This window comes from Serratia sp. K-E0102, assembly GCF_029962625.1.
Lineage (GTDB): Bacteria > Pseudomonadota > Gammaproteobacteria > Enterobacterales > Enterobacteriaceae > Serratia > Serratia sarumanii.
The window spans coordinates 2,717,638-2,733,415 of sequence record NZ_CP124754.1 but is presented as its reverse complement, the minus strand read 5'-3'; the positions used below and the strand labels follow the sequence as shown (position 1 = coordinate 2,733,415).

Below are 15,778 nucleotides of genomic sequence, written 5' to 3'. Positions count from 1 at the left end.
AATTCTCAACAAAGTGCTTTACAGACGATACTGATAACTATTATCATCGCCTGGCAGTTCACGGAAGGCCACAGTTTGCGGCTCTGATGTGGAAGGCACGACATTGCTCACATTGCTTCCAGTGTTTTTTAAGCCAGCTCGGGTGCTGGCTTTTTTTTTGCCTGTTATTCCTCGTCCGCTTCGCCGTTTTGCAGCAGCGCATGTTTTTTCAGCATGCCGCGCAGCTGATGATAGGTGAGCCCCAGCAGCTGCGCCGCCTTGCGCTGGTTGAAACGCCCCTGCTGCAGCGCCGCTTCGATCAATACCTTCTCCTGCTCCAGCTGCCAGTTTTTCAAATCCAGCGGCAGCGCCGGTAACGCGCAGACGCCTTCAGGGGCGGGCGCGACCGGCGCCGCCTCACGCGGCGCAAACGGGTTGATGATGATTTCGTCAAGCGGGCTGTCGCTGTCGCCGTGACGATAGACCGAACGTTCGACCACGTTTTTCAGTTCACGCACGTTGCCCGGCCAGCCATATTCGAGCAACGTTTGCCTGGCGCGTTCGGTAAAGCCGGGAAACAGCGGCAGCGCCAGTTCGCGGCACATTTGAATGGCGAAATGCTCGGCCAGCAGCATGATATCGGGCCGCCGTTGGCGCAGCGGCGGCAGCTGCACCACGTCGAACGCCAGCCGATCCAGCAGATCGGCGCGGAACTTGCCCGCCGCCGCCAGCGCCGGCAGATCGTCGTTGGTGGCGCACACCAGGCGCACATCCACCCGTAGCGGCTGGCTGCCGCCCACGCGCTCCAACTGGCCGTATTCGATCACCCGCAGCAGCTTCTCCTGCACCAGCATCGGCGCGGTCGCCAGCTCATCGAGAAACAGCGTGCCGCCATCGGCGCGCTCGAAGCGCCCCAGATGGCGTTTCTGCGCGCCGGTAAAGGCGCCGGCCTCGTGGCCGAACAGTTCGGAATCCAGCAGGTTTTCATTCAGCGCCGCGCAGTTGAGCGAGATGAACGGCCCTTGCCAGCGGTTGGAAAGGTAGTGCAGGCGGTGGGCGATCAGCTCCTTGCCGGTACCGCGCTCGCCGATCACCAGCACCGGTTTGTTCAGCTTTGCCACCTGGGAGACTTGCTCCAATACGTCGACAAAGGCGTTTGCCTCGCCCAACAAATTCTCTGGCTGCTCGTTCATGATGAAATTCGCCAATGTTTGGTGAAAATAATCACTCTACAGCAAGCACGCAGAGAGTCAAAAAATAATATCCATTATTTATCAATGATATAAAAGTTGGCACGGGTTTTGATTATATCTTCAGGCAAGCTGTACGACTTAACGCGGCGCTTCAGACGCCATCAGAACCAAGAGGAAGTGAATTATGGGTATTTTTTCTCGTTTTGCCGACATCGTGAACGCCAACATCAACACCCTGCTGGACAAGGCGGAAGATCCGCAGAAGCTGGTGCGGTTGATGATCCAAGAGATGGAAGACACGCTGGTTGAAGTTCGCTCTACGTCGGCGCGTGCGCTGGCGGAGAAAAAGCAGCTGCTGCGTCGCATTGAGCAGGGCGAAAGCCAGGTAGGCGACTGGCAGGAAAAAGCTGAACTGGCGCTGCGCAAAGATAAAGAAGATTTGGCCCGTGCGGCGCTGATCGAAAAACAAAAGGTGGCCGATCTGATCGCCACGCTGACGCAAGAAGTGGCGACCGTAGAAGAAACGCTGGCGCGCATGAAGAGCGAAATCGGCGAGCTGGAAAACAAGCTGACCGAAACCCGTGCGCGGCAGCAGGCGTTGGCGCTGCGTCATCAGGCCGCGTCTTCTTCCCGTGAAGTGCGCCGCCAGCTCGACAGCGGCAAGCTGGATGAAGCGATGGCGCGTTTCGAACAGTTCGAGCGCCGCATCGACCATATGGAAGCCGAAGCGGAAAGCATCAGCATCGGTAAAAAGAAGTCGCTGGACCAAGAGTTTGCCGAGCTGAAAGCCGACGACGCCATCAGTGAGCAGCTGGCGGCGCTGAAAGCCAAGATGAACCGCTCAGAGTAAGGCGAACCGCGGCCACACGTCGGAGGTGGCCGCCTATCCAGGACCCGATAAGAAGGAATAACAATGAGTGCTCTATTACTTGCCATTCCGCTGACAATTTTTGTGCTGTTTGTCGCGCCGATTTGGCTTTGGCTGCATTACAGCAATCGGCAACAGACCGGCATCCAGCTGAGTCAGCAAGAAATGCAGCGCCTGGCGCAGCTGGCGGAAGACGCCAAACGCATGCGTGAACGCATTCAGGCGCTGGAAGAGATCCTTGATGCGGAACACCCGAACTGGAGACAGTCCTGATGAGCATGACGCTGGGCAGTAAAAAGCTTTATCGCGTTCCCGAAGAAGGCATGGTGAAAGGCGTCTGCGCCGGGTTGGCCCACTATTTCGACGTGCCGGTGCGCCTGATCCGCGTGATGGTGGTGCTGTCGCTGTTCTTCGGGCTGTTTTTCTTCACGCTGGTGGCCTATATCGCGCTGGTGTTCGTGTTGGACGAAGCGCCGGCCAGCCGTTTCGAAGGCGAGCATCAGAAGACGCCGCGCCAGCTGCTCGATCAACTGGAATATGAGTTGGGCAGCGGCGAGCAGCAGCTGCGTCAGGTCGAGCGCTACGTAACGTCCGATACCTTCGGCGTGCAGAGCCGTTTCCGCAAGCTGTAACCCTTCTTGCGATACCCGGCCTGCGCAGGCCGGGCATCTTCGCCGCCGTTATCCCGTTGAATGTACAATTAATCGTCTTGTGCCGGAGGGCATTGTCATGAATAAAATCGATGTTGCGAACACCGCCAGAACGGGTGGATTTAAACGAGGAGCGGCGGCAATGTTGAAGACATTGGCTAAAGTCATCATCATAGCGTTATTGAACTATGGCCCGGCGGGCGCCGCCGGCTGGCTGTTGAAGACCGTCGGCCGCAAACCGGTGCGCTTCGTGCTGGCGCTGGTGCTGGAACCGCTGTTCCGTAAAGGCCTGAACAAGGCATTCGGGCGTTACGTCAAGGAGAGCAATGAAACGACTGCAAAATGAGTTAACCTCGCTGGTCAACCGCGGAATGGATCGCCATCTGCGCCTGGCGGTGACCGGCCTGAGCCGCAGCGGCAAAACCGCCTTTATCACCGCCTTCGTCAACCAACTGCTGCATGTGCACAGCGGCGCGCGCATGCCGCTGTTTTCACCGGCGCGCGAAGAGCGCCTGCTGGGCGTCAAACGCATCCCGCAGCGCGATCTCGGCATCCAGCGTTTCACCTATGACGAAGGGCTGGCGCAGCTGTACGGCACGCCGCCGGCCTGGCCGACGCCGACGCGCGGCGTCAGCGAAATCCGTCTGGCGCTGCGCTATCGCTCCAACGACTCGCTGCTGCGCCACTTCAAAGACACCTCCACGCTGTACCTGGAGATCGTCGATTATCCCGGTGAATGGCTGCTGGATCTGCCGATGCTCGAGCAGGATTACCTGGCCTGGTCGCGCCAGATGGCCGGGCTGCTGCAGGGCGAACGCGCCGAATGGGCCAAACCCTGGCTTGAGTTGTGCAAGGCCTGCGATCCGCTGGCCCCGGCCGACGAAAACCGCCTGGCGGCGATCGCCCAGGCCTACACCGATTATCTGCTGCGCTGCAAAAGCGAAGGGCTGCACTTCATTCAGCCGGGGCGTTTCGTGCTGCCGGGCGACATGGCCGGCGCGCCGGCGCTGCAGTTTTTCCCGTGGCCCGACGTGGCCGCGATCGGCGAATCTAAGCTGGCGCAGGCCGACAAACACACCAACATCGGCATGTTGCGCGCTCGCTTCAACTACTATTGCCAGTCGATCGTCAAAAACTTCTACAAAGAACATTTCGTCCGTTTCGATCGGCAAATCGTGCTGGTCGACTGTCTACAGCCGCTCAACAGCGGCCCGCAGGCGTTCAACGACATGCGTCTGGCGCTGACCCAACTGATGCAGAGCTTCCATTACGGCAAGCGCACGCTGTTTCGCCGCTTGTTCTCGCCGACCATCGACAAACTGATGTTTGCCGCCACCAAGGCGGACCATATCACCGCCGATCAGCACGCCAATCTGGTGTCGTTGCTGCAACAGCTGGTGCAGGAGGCGTGGCAGAATGCGGCGTTCGAGGGCATCAGCATGGATTGCGTCGGCCTGGCCTCGGTGCAGGCGACCGAGAGCGGCATCGTCGATCATCAGGGGCAACGCATTCCGGCGCTGAAGGGCAACCGCCTCGGTGACGGCGCGCCGCTGACGGTGTTCCCCGGCGAAGTGCCCGCGCGCCTGCCGGGGCCGGCGTTCTGGCAGAGCCAGGGGTTCCACTTCGATGAATTTCGTCCACGCGCCATGAGCGTGGACAGTCCGTTGCCGCACATCCGTCTGGATGCGGTGATGGAGTTTTTATTGGGAGACAAATTGCGATGAGCGAACCGATCAAACCGCGTATCGATTTTGACGAGCCGCTGCAGCCGCCGCAGGAGCCGGCGTTGCGCGCCGGCGTCGCGTTCGATGCCGAACAGGCGGAAAGCTTTTTCCCGGCTGCGCCGGAGCTGCAGCAGGAAGAGGAAGAAGGGCGCGCCGAAGGCATCATTAACGCCGCGCTGAAACCGAAACGCAGCCTGTGGCGCAAAATGGTCACCGCCGGCCTGGCGCTGTTCGGCGTCAGCGTGGTGGCGCAGGGCGTGCAGTGGGTGCATACCGCCTGGGTGCAGCAGGACTGGATCGCCATGGGCGGCGGCGTGGCCGGCGGCCTGATCGTGTTCGCCGGCGTCGGTTCGGTGGTCACCGAGTGGCGGCGTTTGTATCGGCTGCGCCAGCGCGCGGAAGAGCGCGATGTGGCGCGCGAGCTGTTGCACAGTCACGGGCTGGGCCAGGGGCGCGAATTCTGCGAGAAGCTGGCGCGTCAGGCCGGGCTGGATCAGGGGCATCCGGCGCTGCAGCGCTGGCAGGCCTCGCTGCATGAAACGCAAAACGATCGTGAAGTGGTGGAGCTGTACGCCAAACTGGTGCAGCCGGTGCTCGACAACCAGGCGCGGCGCGAAATCAGCCGCTCCGCCGCCGAATCGACGCTGATGATCGCCGTCAGCCCGTTGGCGCTGGTGGATATGGCGTTTATCGCCTGGCGCAACATCCGTTTGATCAACCGCATCGCCGCGCTGTACGGCATCGAGCTGGGCTACTTCAGCCGCATTCGTCTGTTCCGGCTGGTGCTGTTGAACATCGCCTTCGCCGGCGCTTCCGAGCTGGTGCGCGAAGTGGGCATGGACTGGATGTCGCAGGATCTGGCAGCGCGGCTGTCGGCGCGCGCGGCGCAGGGCATCGGCGCCGGCTTGCTGACCGCGCGGCTGGGCATCAAGGCGATGGAACTGTGCCGCCCGCTGCCGTGGCTGGAAGGGGAAAAGCCGAAGCTTGGCGATTTCCGCAGCCAGCTGATCGGCCAGTTGAAAGACACGCTGAAAAAGAGCGACGGCAAGGCCAAATAATCCCGCACGGCGCTCTGAGGAGCGCCGCTTTCTCAACGGCGCCGACGCCGGACGTAATCGAGACTTGACGACAGTCGATCCCCCTGCGAGTGCGTGATAAATCTCTGCAAAATTAATTCTGGTTGTGATAACTCTCTGTTTGTAGTCTAAAATGACGCCGATGCTGTTATTAGCTTGCGTTTAAAATCAGCAACCACGGCAATAAATCAGAGTTCTGTCAACTTTTGCTGACAGATCGCTTCTACCGCCCGGTGCGAGGGAGTATCATCATCGTCAACGATCCCCGCACCTGCAGAGATAAGGCCAACACTGATGCGTTTGGAAGTATTTTGCGAAGACCGCCTCGGTCTCACTCGAGAATTACTCGATCTTTTGGTATCGCGCAGCATTGACTTACGTGGCATCGAGATCGATCCCATCGGCCGCATTTACCTCAATTTCTCCCAGCTGGAGTTCGATACTTTCCGCGCGCTGATGGCGGAGATCCGCCGCATCGCCGGCGTGACCGACGTGCGCACCGTCAGCTTTATGCCTTCCGAACGCGAGCACCGCGCGCTGCGCGCGCTGCTGGAATCGATGCCGGAACCGGTGTTCTCGATCGACATGAAGGGCAAGGTCGAGCTGGCCAACCCGGCGGCGCAGGCGCTGTTCAGCCTGAACGAAGACAAGATCCGCAACCAGACCGCCGGGGCGCTGATCGGCGGCTATAACTTCAGCCGCTGGCTGGAGAGCGAGCATACGGCGCCGCACTCCGAGCGGGTGGTGATCCGCAGCCAGGACTTCCTGATGGACATCACGCCCATCTATCTGGAAGACGAACAGCAGCAGCCGGCCGCGGTCGGTGCGGTGGTGATGCTGAAGTCCACCGCGCGCATGGGCCGCCAGCTGCAAAATCTGTCGGTGAACGACGATACCGAATTCGACCACATCGTCGCGGTAAGCGCCAAGATGCGTCACGTGCTGGAGCAGGCGCGCAAGTTGGCGATGCTTGATGCGCCGCTGCTGATCGTCGGCGATACCGGCACCGGCAAGGATATTCTGGCCCGCGCCTGCCATTTGCGCAGCCCGCGCGGCAAACAGCCGTTCCTGGCGCTGAACTGCGCCGCACTGCCGGATGACGTGGTGGAGAGCGAGCTGTTCGGCCATGCGCCGGGCGCTTATCCCAACGCGCTGGAAGGCAAGAAGGGCTTCTTCGAGCAGGCCAACGGCGGCTCGGTGCTGCTGGATGAGATCGGCGAAATGTCGCCGCGTATGCAGACCAAACTGCTGCGTTTCCTCAACGACGGCACCTTCCGCCGGGTCGGCGAAGAGCATGAGGTGCACGTCGACGTGCGCGTGATCTGCGCCACCCAGAAAAACCTCACCGAGCTGGTGCAGCGCGGCGAATTCCGCGAAGATCTCTATTATCGCCTCAACGTGCTGACCATCACCATCCCGCCGCTGCGCGAACGTCCGCAGGACATCATGCCGCTGACCGAGCTGTTCGTGGCGCGCTTCGCCGATGAGCAGGGCGTGGCGCGGCCCAAGCTGGCGAGCGATTTGGGCGGCTTCCTCAGCAAGTACGGCTGGCCGGGCAACGTGCGCCAGTTGAAAAACGCCATCTACCGCGCGCTGACGCAAACCGAAGGCTACGAACTGCGGCCGCAGGATATCGTGTTGCCGGAGTTCGAGGTGGAGATGTCGCTGGGCGACGAGGTGCTGGACGGCTCGCTGGACGACATCAGCAAGCGTTTCGAGCGCTCGGTGCTGACGCGCCTGTATCGCACCTATCCCAGCACCCGCAAGCTGGCGAAGCGGCTGGGCGTTTCCCATACCGCCATCGCCAACAAGCTGCGCGAGTATGGCCTGAGCAGCCGCAAAGGCGGCACCGAGGGCGAAGAATAAGAAAGGCGCCTTGCGGCGCCTTTAACGTGTTTCCAGAGCCGGCGAACGCCGGCTTTATTATTTCAGCGCAGCCAGCGCCGCGTCGTAGTCCGGCTCGGTGGTGATTTCGTTCACCAGCTCGCTGTACAGCACGTTGTCCTGGCCATCCAGCACCACGACCGCACGCGCGGTCAGGCCCGCCAACGGGCCTTCGGCGATTTCGACGCCGTACGCCTGCTTGAACTCGGCGCCGCGCAGGGTGGACAGGGTGACCACGTTGCTCAGGCCTTCTGCGCCGCAGAAGCGAGACTGAGCGAACGGCAGATCGGCGGAGATGCACAGCACCACGGTGTTATCCAGGCCGCTGGCCAGCTGGTTGAATTTACGCACCGACGTCGCGCAGACGCCGGTATCGATGCTTGGGAAGATGTTCAGGACTTTGCGTTTACCCGCGAAGCTGCTCAGCGCTACGTCTGACAGGTCTTTGGCAACCAGTGAGAAGGCCTTGGCCTGTTCGCCCTGCTGTGGCAGTTTGCCCGCTACGCTGACCGGATTGCCTTGAAAATGTACTGTCTGAGTCATTGCTAGATTCCTTTTACAGGTGTTTATACAAAGGGTATGAACCTGATGAAACGGCGCACCGGCAACGGCATTTAACATCAGGTTCACACCCTGGCGCCAGTTTATGACAACCGGGGCGGATTGGATATCAAAGTTTGCTAAATAGTTGTATATATTAGGCTGTTCTATAAAACATCACCGGCGCATCAGCCTGGCTGAATGCGCAGTTTTCGCTCAGGAGCCGTTATGAGAGACATGCGTTTTTACCCGGAAGCCTGGCCGCTGCATACCGCCTTCGTGATTGCGCGCGGCAGCCGCACCGAAGCCCGGGTGGTGGTGGTCGAAATCGAACAGCAGGGCGTGCGCGGCACCGGTGAATGCACGCCGTACCCGCGTTACGGCGAGAGCGAGGAATCGGTGATGGCGCAGCTGGCAGAGATGGCGCCGGCGATCGCACAAGGCATAACCCGCGAGCAGCTGCTGGCGCAGATGCCGGCGGGCGCCGCCCGCAACGCGCTGGATTCGGCACTGTGGGATCTGGAGTGCCGCCTGCACGGGCAGAGCCTGTGGCAGCGCAGCGGCGTGGCGGCTCCGGCGCATATCCGTATGGCGCAGACCGTCAGCATCGGCACGCCGGAAGCGATGGCCTTCGCCGCGCGCGAACTGGAGCGGCAGGGTGCCACGCTGCTGAAGATCAAACTCGACGATCACTATATCAGCGAACGACTGGTGGCGATCCGCGCTGCGGTGCCGCAGGCGACGCTGATCGTCGACGCCAATGAGTCCTGGCAGGCGGAAGGGCTGGCGGCGCGCTGCCAGCTGCTGGCCGATCTCGGCGTGGCGATGCTGGAGCAGCCGCTGCCGGCCGGTGACGACGCCGCGCTGGAGCACTTTATTCATCCGCTGCCGATCTGCGCCGATGAAAGCTGCCACACCCGCGCCGATCTGCCGCGGTTGGGGCAGCGCTATCAGATGATCAATATCAAACTGGACAAAACCGGCGGCTTGACCGAGGCGTTGGCGCTGGCGCAGGCCGCGCGCGAACAAGGGTTCGACATCATGCTCGGCTGCATGTTGTGCACGTCGCGGGCGATATCCGCCGCCTTGCCGCTGGCACCGGCGGCGCGCTTCGTCGATCTGGACGGCCCGACCTGGCTGGCGCGGGACGTCGAACCGGGCCTAGCGTTCGAATGCGGGGCGATCGTCGATATCGCCCCGTAAGGATTAATTCGGGTAGGTCAGCAGCTCGGTCATCGCGTCGATGTAGCGCTCGCTGGCGGCATCGGCGGAGATCGGCGGGAATTCGGCGGTGATGCACGGCAGCGACAGATCCGCGCACCAGCTGCCGAACGAACCGGGCGTTTCATAACCGACGCTGGTCACCAGTGGCAGTTCGAACTTGTGCGCCAGCCAAACGCCGAGCCGTGAGCTGGCGGGATCTTCGATGCAGGCCAGCGGCTCATGGAACGACACCACCCAGTGGGGCTTCAGGCGATGGATCAGGTGACACAGCGCCTGGGTTTCCGGTTCGGAACCGGGGCGCCCGCCGGTGGAGAGCTTGACGTCGCGCACCGGCGCCGCGCTGTTCCAGCGGTAGACGGTGTCGCCGGAGCGCCAGTTGGCGGCCGGGAAGTTGCGGTTCAGATCGACGCCGTTGGCATTGGCGCGCAGCCCAAGTTGGCAGCCGTCGGGGTTGACCGCCAGCACCACGTGGTGCCGCAGCCGCTCGGGGGCGATGCTGCGCAGCGCGCAGGACAGGGTCACGATGGCGGCGCTCTCATCGCCGTGGGTGCCGGCGATGATCAGCCCGGTCTGCGGGCCGCTGCTCGCCGCCGGGAAATAGAGCAGCGGTGCGCCCAGCAGCGAGCTGCCGTAGTTCTCTCCTGCGATGGCCAACTGGCCACGTTCACTGCGTGGTCGATGTTCGGTCATGGTGTTGTCCCTGGATTAAAGGTCGAGAGTCATTGTCATTTTATTCAGTGTATTACGCTTTGAGACATCTTTCCCATCGCAATTGTGCGGCGTTTGCGCGATCTGTGACGCGGCGGCGGCGAAAACGCCAATTAAACCGCACCTGGCCTGACGCTGTTGTTATACTAACGGCAGTGCTAAGCCAATCACCCGCAAGAGGATTTAACATGCCAGTAGCCAGAATCATCGCCAGCTATAGCGAAAATGAAAATGACACCATCACGCTGCTGTGCGGCGTGGACGCTGAAAACCAGATCCGCCAGGGGGAGTGGTTCGGCGTGGTGAAAAACGACGACGGGCGCGGGGATGAATCGAACTATCCGTTCACCCTGCATATCGATTACCAGAAAGATGCCTTCTACCTCGATTACGGCTACGACGACGCCGACGCGCGCCAGCTGCAAAAAACCGATATCTCGGCCCGTCCGCTGGCCGAGAAAGGCTTTTTCACCGTGTTCGATGAAGAAGAGGGCGAAGAGTTCAGCTACCGCATCAACAGCATCCACGTGTACGACTGACGGTCGCCGCTGCAAACACCGCCCGTGCCGCCCCGCGCCGCACGGGTTTTTTATCGCCTGAATCGCACTTTTTGCAACTTCTCGGCCGTGAGCGCTAGGCCGGACGGATCTTGTGCTATATGATAAAAAATTCAGATGGTTAACGGGGGAACATCATAATGACGGGAAGAAAAATGCAACGAGGTTTTCGTTTGGCGCTTTGCGCGGCGGCGATCGGCGCCTGTATGAGCAGCGCCATGGCGGCGCAGGTTCCCCCGGGCACCGCGCTGGCGGCCAAACAGGAAATCGTGCGCCATATTAAAGACGAACCGGCCTCGCTCGATCCGATCAAAGCGGTTGGCCTGCCGGAGGCCCAGCTGGCGCGCGATCTGTTTGAAGGGCTGGTCAATCAGGACGCCAACGGGAAAGTGATCCCCGGCGTGGCCACGCGCTGGCAGACCAGCGACAACCAGACTTACATTTTCCATCTGCGTAAAGACGCGCGGTGGTCAAACGGTGACCCTGTCACGGCGAAGGATTTCGTCTACAGCTGGCAGCGGCTGGTAGAGCCGAAAAACCTGTCGCCGTTCGCCTGGTTCGCGCAGCTGACGGGGATCCAGAACGCCGAACAGATCATCAGCGGCAAATTGCCGGCCGATCGCTTGGGCGTGTCGGCGCCGGACGACTACACGCTAAAAGTGCAGCTGGACAAACCGGTGCCTTATTTCGTCAGCCTGACGGCCAACTTCAGCCTGTTCCCGGTGAATCAGGCAGTGGTGGAAAAATACGGCAACGACTGGACCAAGGTCGGCAATCTGGTGGGCAACGGCGCGTTCAAACTGCAGGAGCGGGTGGTGAACGAGAAGCTGGTACTGACGCCTAACGATCATTACTGGGATCATGCGCATACCGTGCTGACCAAAGTGACCTTCGTACCCATCAACCAGGAATCCAACGCTACCAAGCGTTACCTGGCAGGTGACATCGATATCACCGAATCCTTCCCGAAAAACATGTATCAGAAGCTGCTGAAAGACATTCCGGGGCAGGTGTACACACCGGATCAGCTCGGCACCTATTACTACGCGTTCAACACCCAGCGCGCGCCGACCAACGACGTGCGGGTGCGCCAGGCCTTGTCCTATGCCATCGATCGCAAGATTATTGCCGAAAAAGTGCTGGGCACCGGCGAAAAACCGGCCTATCACTTCACGCCGGACGTGACCGCCGGGTTCAAACCGGAAGTGAGCTTGCTGCAACAGCAATCACAGGCGGAGTTGGACGCGCAGGCCAAGGCGTTGCTGCAGGCGGCCGGTTACGGCCCGAACAACCCGCTGAAGCTGACGCTGCTGTATAACACCTCGGAAAGCCACCAGAAGATCGCCATCGCCGTGGCCTCGATGTGGAAGAAGAAGCTGGGGATTGACGTCAAGCTGCAGAATCAGGAATGGAAAACCTACATCGACAGCCGCAACACCGGCAATTTCGACGTGATCCGCGCCTCCTGGGTAGGTGACTATAACGAAGCGTCGACCTTCCTGTCGCTGCTGACCTCGACCCACAGCGGCAACATCGCCAAGTTTAAGAACGCGGACTATGACAAGCTGCTGGCGCAGGCGGGGCGGGAAACCAATCCGGCGGCGGTGACCGCCGATTACAACAAGATGGAGCAGATCATTGCCGATCAGGCGCCGATCGCGCCGATTTACCAGTACACCAACGGCCGCCTGATCAAACCGTGGGTAAAAGGCTACCCGATCACCAATCCGGAAGACGTGGCCTACAGCCAGACGATGTATATCATCAAACACTGAGTCGATTTATTTATCGCCCCCGTCTAATGCGGGGGCTTTATTTTTTTTTCGACGATGAAACTAAGAAGATAATTAATTATTCCACGCGATAAACCCCGTTTAATAATAAACAGGGTTACCATCATCACAGTATTTTCGCTATTTCAGAGAGTGGTTACGCTTATAGACAGTCCCGCATGGCATCCACCACCACCCGGCCGTTCATGTCGGTTTGAGTGATGCGGTAACTGGTGGGGTACGAGCGTCGGGTGCTGAAACGATCGTGGACGGAGACCTTGCCAATCTGCAGGCCGGCGGCGTTTATCACCACAAACTCACTGATCTCTTCCTGGCCCTGGTTTTGCAAATGGATATTGCTGATTTTTTCCAGCGTATCGCTGGCGTTTATTTTTAAATGGTCGCGTAACATAACTACCTCCTCGTAGTGAGAAAAGTATATGCCCCTAAAATTTGCGCTGAAACAGCTTTGTGTTGATTTATTATTATCATTTTGAATTAAAAATGATAGCAATATGTTAAGTCATAATAATAACGGCATTGCCAGCGTTTTATCGGTGATATTGCCTGATTTGTCGGCAAAGGTTTATTTCATTGCCGTTATTATTAGTCTGCATTAATGGGGAAAAGCGCCTGCCTGGCCGCCGGGGCGGAAAATACGCAGGCGACGTTGTGCCCGCAGCCGGGAACGATCGTTAACCGATGCGGCTTCTCCTGCGCCAGGTAACGCCGATCGTAGTCGGCGTAGGCCAGGGCGCGCTGCAATCGATAGGGGCCCTGCAACTGGGCGGCGCAGGATTTGTCGAGTATCCGATAGTAAGCGCCCGGCGCGGCGCCGGTATCCTCGGCGGCGGCCAGATAGGTGATATCGGCGGCGGCGTAACGCCGGCGGGCCGCGTCGGCGGTGCGCTGCAGGTGAGCGGGAAACGCTTCCAGACCGTATTTCCATCGGTTGGCCTGCGGACAATGGCCGGCGTCCAGCGTTTGCCAGCGAAAACGGCAGGTTTCTTCACTGCTGCAGTTTCCCCAACTGGTGGGCAGAGGGCGCAGGCGATCAAAATAGAGCCAGCTGCCGGGATCGGCCACCACATAGCGCAGACGCACTCCGCGTGGCGGCTGGGCAAAGCCGACATAATGCTGCACGAACTGGGCGCCGGCGGAAAAACCGGCCACGGTTATCGACTGCAGCGACGGCCAGCGCCGTTTCAGCTCGGCCAGCAGGTTATCCATGGCGTTGAACGAACCGGTCTTCCCGCCATTATCCAAGCCGCCCTCGATCCAGGAGCCGCAGCGCCACAGGGCGTCGCCGTCTTGCGGCTGGGGCAGACCGGCGGAATGGCAGTGGGCGGCGAGTTTTACCGGTACCTGAAATAGCGGGGCGACCAGCAAGCTGCTGTCTCCCGCTCCCTGCGCGGCGTCGATCGCCGCTTGCAACGTCCTGGCGGCGTCGCGTGGATGGCCGTGCATCACCACCAGTGCGCTACGCGGCTGGGGGGATCGGGCGTGAGCGACAAAATAAGGCAGGGAACCGGCCGCCGTCGGCGCGCGATAGGGCGTGGCGAGGCGCTCCAACACCGGCTCTGCACGAACCGATTGGCCGAACAGCAGCAGGGCGGCCATTGCGATGCACCGCAGGCGGCGCATTCTCGTCAGGCTCGGCGCAGCGCAGTGCGCATTTGTCTCAGGACTTCCCGGCATCGTTGTTCCTCACGCGCTCGTTGGTAGTAACGATAAAAGGCGCGTTCCGAGCTGAGGTTACCCGCGCGTGCCAGCTGTCTGAAGGTCAGGTATGCCAGGCTGAACATAATGATAATAAATAATAAGCCGGGGAACAGCAGCTGCCAGCCGTCGGTGATGCGCGCATTAGGCAGATAGCTGAGAGAATGGGGCGTAATCAATACCCCTGACTGTTGCAGTCCCCATTGAGTCAACGCGGGGAACAGTACCAGCAGCGTGACGAACAGCAAATACAGCAAAAAATAGCGGCACGAAAGCAGGAAACGTTTGAAAGCGTTATTGGCGCTTGGCCGCAAAACGAAGCCCGCGGACGTGGCGCGCAAGATTTGCTGGCGGCCACCGGTGAAGCGATAACGTTCCAGCGCCGCTACGCTGTCCGGCAATGCCAGCAGCAGTTGCAGCGCAGTAAGGCCGGCGCTGCTGTTGCCGAGATAGTCGCGAAATCGCAACAGGCGTATGGGGGCGCTCTGGCGCTTCTCGACGGATTCGAGCAGGTTCAGCAGCTTATCGCGGTTTTCCCGCCGAATGCGAAAAGGGGTTTTGACGACGGCGATAAACAGCGTAATGACGGTCGGTAAGACGATTTTCAAAATATCCGCGGCGCTGATTTGTAACATGCGAGTCTCCTCTCGGGCTGTCTTGCGTTCCTTGCGGCAGAAGTATAGACCACGCTTATAGGACAACGTGAAAACTGGCGTTACAGCTTGGCCTTTGATCTCCAAGGCGTTAACGCTAGACTCAGCAACATAAGCAAGACTGAGGGGATAAATGAATGGATGTGATTGAGGGGAGCGAGCTGCAGATCGCCGATGCGGTTTACGCCTACCAGTTGGACGGCAAGGGCGGCGTCACGCCGATCGAGCAGGGTGACAAGATCACCTGCGACGCGCCGTGCTGGCTGCATCTTGATTACGCGCACCCGGCCAGCGCCGAATGGCTGAGCACCACGCCGCTGCTGCCGGACTCGGTGCGCGAAGCGCTCTCCGGCGAAAGCTCACGGCCGCGCGTCAGCCGCCAGGGCGAAGGCACCATGATCACCCTGCGCAGCATCAACTTCAACGCCAATTCCCGGCCGGACCAGCTGGTCACCATTCGCGTGTACATCACCGATAAACTGATTGTCTCTACCCGACACCGCAAGGTGTATTCCATCGATCAGGTGGTGAACGATCTGCAAAGCGGCGCCGGGCCGACCAACAGCGGCAGCTGGCTGGTGGAAATTTCCGATGCGTTGACCGATCACACCAGCGAATTTATCGAGGATCTGCACGACAAGATCATCGATCTGGAGGACGCCTTGCTGGAGCAGCAGGTGCCGGAGCGCGGCCAGCTGGCGCTGATCCGTAAACAGCTGATCGTGCTGCGCCGCTATATGGCGCCGCAGCGCGACGTCTTCGCGCGGCTGGCCAGCGACCGCCTGCCGTGGATGAGCGACGACGATCGCCGCCGCATGCAGGACATCGCCGATCGCCTGGGGCGGGGATTGGACGATCTGGACGGCAGCATCGCGCGCACCGCCATCTTGTCCGACGAAATCACCACGGTGATGGCCGATGCGATGAACCGCCGCACTTACACCATGTCATTGTTGGCGATGGTATTTCTGCCTACCACCTTCCTGACCGGGCTGTTCGGGGTCAACCTTGGCGGCATTCCGGGCGGCGGCAATCCTCTCGGTTTTGCGGCGTTTTGCCTGATGCTGGGCGGGTTGGTGCTTGGCGTCGCCTGGTGGCTGAAGCGCAGCCGCTGGCTGTAGGCAAAAACGACGAAAACCCGGTTAACATTGAGCAATATCAACATTTAGCCGGGGGAAATGGGGCATGATCTCTCTCGCAGGTGAATGCAACGTCAAGCGATGGGCGTTGC

At 60.2% G+C, this 15,778-nt stretch carries 17 protein-coding genes; 11 read left to right on the top strand and 6 right to left on the bottom strand.

Annotated elements, in window-relative coordinates; genetic code table 11:
- Nucleotides 1-164: 164 nt before the first annotated feature.
- Nucleotides 165-1,172: a phage shock protein operon transcriptional activator gene (gene pspF, locus SSARUM2_RS13105; RefSeq protein WP_060438604.1), complete on the bottom strand. Its 1,008-nt coding sequence runs from the start codon at nucleotides 1,170-1,172 to the stop codon at nucleotides 165-167.
- A 184-nt stretch (nucleotides 1,173-1,356) separates the two neighbouring features.
- Here pspF and pspA point away from each other — a divergent pair, with 184 nt between their 5' ends.
- The 7 genes from pspA (at nucleotide 1,357) to tyrR (ending at nucleotide 7,356) form a co-directional block, all read left to right on the top strand.
- Nucleotides 1,357-2,022: a phage shock protein PspA gene (pspA, locus tag SSARUM2_RS13100; protein ID WP_033634686.1), complete on the top strand. Its 666-nt coding sequence runs from the start codon at nucleotides 1,357-1,359 to the stop codon at nucleotides 2,020-2,022.
- A 63-nt stretch (nucleotides 2,023-2,085) separates the two neighbouring features.
- On the top strand, nucleotides 2,086-2,313 hold the full coding sequence (pspB, locus tag SSARUM2_RS13095) for an envelope stress response membrane protein PspB (RefSeq protein ID WP_004930553.1): 228 nt from the start codon (nucleotides 2,086-2,088) through the stop codon (nucleotides 2,311-2,313).
- Nucleotides 2,313-2,672, top strand: a complete 360-nt coding sequence (gene pspC / locus SSARUM2_RS13090; protein WP_033643233.1) for an envelope stress response membrane protein PspC — start codon at nucleotides 2,313-2,315, stop codon at nucleotides 2,670-2,672. The genes pspB and pspC overlap by 1 nt, the downstream gene beginning before the upstream one ends.
- Nucleotides 2,673-2,769: 97 nt before the next feature.
- Entirely contained in the window at nucleotides 2,770-3,036 is a 267-nt protein-coding gene (pspD, locus tag SSARUM2_RS13085; RefSeq protein WP_031299672.1) for a phage shock protein PspD, read from the top strand.
- Entirely contained in the window at nucleotides 3,017-4,414 is a 1,398-nt protein-coding gene (locus SSARUM2_RS13080) for a YcjX family protein (protein WP_033653054.1), read from the top strand. Before pspD ends, SSARUM2_RS13080 begins: the two co-directional genes overlap by 20 nt.
- A complete protein-coding gene (locus tag SSARUM2_RS13075; protein ID WP_004930545.1) occupies nucleotides 4,411-5,472 on the top strand; it encodes a YcjF family protein in 1,062 nt (353 codons plus the stop codon). The genes SSARUM2_RS13080 and SSARUM2_RS13075 overlap by 4 nt, the downstream gene beginning before the upstream one ends.
- Before the next feature lie 312 nt (nucleotides 5,473-5,784).
- Nucleotides 5,785-7,356, top strand: a complete 1,572-nt coding sequence (gene tyrR, locus SSARUM2_RS13070; RefSeq protein ID WP_049212551.1) for a transcriptional regulator TyrR — start codon at nucleotides 5,785-5,787, stop codon at nucleotides 7,354-7,356.
- Between the two features lie 57 nt (nucleotides 7,357-7,413).
- Here tyrR and tpx read toward each other — a convergent pair whose 3' ends face one another.
- Nucleotides 7,414-7,917 carry a thiol peroxidase gene (gene tpx, locus SSARUM2_RS13065; RefSeq protein ID WP_004930536.1) on the bottom strand — a complete coding sequence of 168 codons (504 nt, stop codon included), beginning with the start codon at nucleotides 7,915-7,917 and terminating at the stop codon, nucleotides 7,414-7,416.
- A gap of 225 nt (nucleotides 7,918-8,142) precedes the next feature.
- On the opposite strand from tpx, the gene ycjG reads away from it, so the two are divergent.
- A complete protein-coding gene (gene ycjG / locus SSARUM2_RS13060) occupies nucleotides 8,143-9,117 on the top strand; it encodes an L-Ala-D/L-Glu epimerase (RefSeq protein WP_060452614.1) in 975 nt (324 codons plus the stop codon).
- A gap of 3 nt (nucleotides 9,118-9,120) precedes the next feature.
- Here ycjG and mpaA read toward each other — a convergent pair whose 3' ends face one another.
- The gene (gene mpaA / locus SSARUM2_RS13055) at nucleotides 9,121-9,828 is read right to left on the bottom strand and encodes a murein tripeptide amidase MpaA (RefSeq protein ID WP_033648445.1); all 708 of its coding nucleotides are present in this window, start codon (nucleotides 9,826-9,828) and stop codon (nucleotides 9,121-9,123) included.
- 206 nt (nucleotides 9,829-10,034) lie between these two features.
- On the opposite strand from mpaA, the gene SSARUM2_RS13050 reads away from it, so the two are divergent.
- Both SSARUM2_RS13050 and SSARUM2_RS13045 read left to right on the top strand, forming a co-directional pair.
- Nucleotides 10,035-10,385 (top strand): hypothetical protein, encoded by a 351-nt coding sequence (locus SSARUM2_RS13050; protein WP_060452615.1) that lies wholly within the window; start codon nucleotides 10,035-10,037, stop codon nucleotides 10,383-10,385.
- Nucleotides 10,386-10,543: 158 nt separating this feature from the next.
- Nucleotides 10,544-12,178 (top strand): peptide ABC transporter substrate-binding protein, encoded by a 1,635-nt coding sequence (locus SSARUM2_RS13045; protein ID WP_060452616.1) that lies wholly within the window; start codon nucleotides 10,544-10,546, stop codon nucleotides 12,176-12,178.
- A gap of 160 nt (nucleotides 12,179-12,338) precedes the next feature.
- On the opposite strand, the gene SSARUM2_RS13040 is transcribed toward SSARUM2_RS13045, so the two are convergent.
- The 3 genes from SSARUM2_RS13040 to SSARUM2_RS13030 all read right to left on the bottom strand — a co-directional run bounded on the left by SSARUM2_RS13040 (nucleotide 12,339) and on the right by SSARUM2_RS13030 (nucleotide 14,634).
- Nucleotides 12,339-12,587 carry a hypothetical protein gene (locus tag SSARUM2_RS13040; RefSeq protein WP_060452617.1) on the bottom strand — a complete coding sequence of 83 codons (249 nt, stop codon included), beginning with the start codon at nucleotides 12,585-12,587 and terminating at the stop codon, nucleotides 12,339-12,341.
- 194 nt (nucleotides 12,588-12,781) lie between these two features.
- Nucleotides 12,782-13,795, bottom strand: a complete 1,014-nt coding sequence (locus SSARUM2_RS13035; protein WP_225369029.1) for a hypothetical protein — start codon at nucleotides 13,793-13,795, stop codon at nucleotides 12,782-12,784.
- A 29-nt stretch (nucleotides 13,796-13,824) separates the two neighbouring features.
- A complete protein-coding gene (locus SSARUM2_RS13030; RefSeq protein ID WP_225369028.1) occupies nucleotides 13,825-14,634 on the bottom strand; it encodes a hypothetical protein in 810 nt (269 codons plus the stop codon).
- Nucleotides 14,635-14,684: 50 nt separating this feature from the next.
- Between SSARUM2_RS13030 and zntB the strand changes: the two genes are divergently transcribed.
- Entirely contained in the window at nucleotides 14,685-15,668 is a 984-nt protein-coding gene (zntB, locus tag SSARUM2_RS13025; protein ID WP_033653059.1) for a zinc transporter ZntB, read from the top strand.
- Nucleotides 15,669-15,778 lie beyond the last annotated feature (110 nt).